Raw genomic sequence first — 2,242 nt, forward strand, 5'->3', positions numbered from 1 at the left:
TGACTGCATAGGGTTGCTCCTCCGAATCGTGGGAGCCTCAAACGGCGCCCACTCCTTGGCACTCTCGTGCCCGTGGAGGAGCCGTCCACAGCATCAACAGCAGACATTCGCCGACATCATTCGATCACCTCGTAGGCGCGGACGAGTAACGAGGGCGGCACGGTAAGCCCATCTGCCACCGAAAGAGGCCAATTGAATGCGAGGCAGCGAGAAATCGTTGCCTTGCATTCGGAACGCGATGGAGGGCAGGCTGACGACTTCAGTCCGCGAGCGCCTGATAGACGAGGGCCTTGAACATCTTGCGGTAATAGGCGCGTATTGGGCTCGGGGCCTGTGTCATGTAGACACCTACGATCTCTTCCTGAGGATCGACCCAGAAAAAAGTGCCAGCGTAACCCGCCCACATGAATTCGCCCGCCGAGCCGGGCACACCAGCTACGCCGTCGCCCTGACGCACTGCAAAGCCAAGGCCGAACGTGTAGCCGGGAGTTCCCAGCAGAAGTTCGCCCGGCTGGAGCGGCATCGCGACGCGCGTGCCGAGATGGTCTGACGTCATCAGCTTGATGGTGGAGCGGCTCAATACGCGTACGCCGTCGAGCTCGCCGCCATTCAGGAGCATCTGGCCGAACCGCAAATAGTCCGTGGCCGTCGAAACTCCGCCGGCGCCGCCGGAATCATTCTTCGGCTCTGCCGATACATCGAGCACGCTCGTCTTCAAGCCCGAGGCTGGGTCGACCGGCAGCGGCTGCGCGAGACGTGAGATCTTCGATGACGGCACCCAAAAGCCCGAGTCCCCCATATTGAGCGGCTTGAACAGTCGTTCCTCCAAGAAGACGGCAAGCCGCTTGCCCGACGCCGCCTCAATCGCGCGGCCGAGAATATCGACGGCCATGCTGTACTCCCACATCGTGGCTGGCTGGTGGATGAGGGGTATCTTTGCCATGCGCGCGACTTGCTCGGCTGGCGTCATATCCCGGGAATCGTACTCGTGCACGCCCGGCTGGGAGAACTTGGCCTCGACGTAGGCGGCCTTCACCGGTTCGTTCTTGGTGATCTCGGCATAGGCGAGGCCTGCGCTATGCCGCAGAAGGTCCTGCACGGTGATCGGCTTGGCCGCCGGTACATTCGTGTAGGTGGTCTTGCCATCGGCGCCTGTGCTTGCCACGCTAACTTGCATGTCTTTGAAGGCTGGCAGGAACTTAGAGACGGGATCAGTGAGCTGGATGACGCCATCTTCGACCAGCATCATAGCCGCTACCGAGACAAGCGGCTTGGTCATTGAATAGATGCGGAAGATCGAATCGAGCTTCATGGGCGTTTCCGCGCCCTTATCTTGGAAGCCGATGGCGTCCGAATAGACGATCGTCCCCTTGCGGGCGACCATGACCACCGCACCCGGCAGCTTGCCGTCGGCAATCTCCTTTTTGAGCATTGTGGTGATGCGCCCAAGGCGCTCCACCGACATGCCGACCTGTTCAGGCGTTGCCGTGGCGAGGGCATGGAGTTCGCGCGGCGAGACTGGCAGCACCGCCGTTGCAGCGACCAGCATCGCGGCCAGCGCTGTCGTCGCCAGGATTTTCCACCTACACATGACGCACCTCCCGGGACCGTTTTTGCGAGGGCCGAGTTCGCCCGACCCGGCAGCGATCTTATCCGACGTCGTCGCCTTGGAACATGCTTCCGGATCAAAATGATCAGGCTCGAATTGCTGGCCTCGAAATGTCCCACGGCCCGCCGCGCGTGGCAGCTTGATGCGCGCGGCGGCAATGTCGAGTTTGGGTCATCTGCGTCGAATGGGGCGCGTCTCGACCATGTCCGGCCGCCCCCTAGCAGCCGACGCTACGTCAAGGGTCGGGGTTCGTCGTGTACGGGCCCAGGCCGTGTGAAAACGCGAAAATTGGCGAAGCGTGGAGAATCTACTTCTCACATCACGCGGTACTGGAGCTCAGTATGCTCTCCGTAATCTCCGAAGCGGCGACAGAGGGAATGCTTTTCTCTGCAATTTGAGCGCCGTCGCGTTTTCACACAGCCAAGGCCAAAACCCGACTTTTGCCACAGCCGACGTTGTCAAGGCTTATCTAAACAGATGCGCTACGATACGCAGCATCGGCGTCGGACCCAAGCAACGCACGGTTCAGTATGGGCCGCCGCTTCTTGGCCATCATGGTCTCCCAGGGACATGACTACTGAGGGCCCTTCGTGACTGGCCCTTTTGCGGAGCACTTCTGATACACGTTGAGAG

The 2,242-nt window shown here is 60.8% G+C and carries 1 protein-coding gene; it reads right to left on the minus strand.

Annotated elements, in window-relative coordinates:
* Positions 1-259: 259 nt before the first annotated feature.
* Entirely contained in the window at positions 260-1,591 is a 1,332-nt protein-coding gene (locus AC629_RS41880; RefSeq protein ID WP_084810490.1) for a serine hydrolase domain-containing protein, read from the minus strand.
* Positions 1,592-2,242: the final 651 nt, after the last annotated feature.

The organism is Bradyrhizobium sp. NAS80.1 (assembly GCF_001908205.1).
In the GTDB taxonomy this organism is placed as follows: Bacteria; Pseudomonadota; Alphaproteobacteria; order Rhizobiales; family Xanthobacteraceae; genus Bradyrhizobium.

Bases quoted from the DNA above. Each gene is read 5' to 3' on its own strand.
- AC629_RS41880 (WP_084810490.1), bottom strand. From the start codon at position 1,591: ATGTGTAGGTGGAAAATCCTGGCGACGACAGCGCTGGCCGCGATGCTG.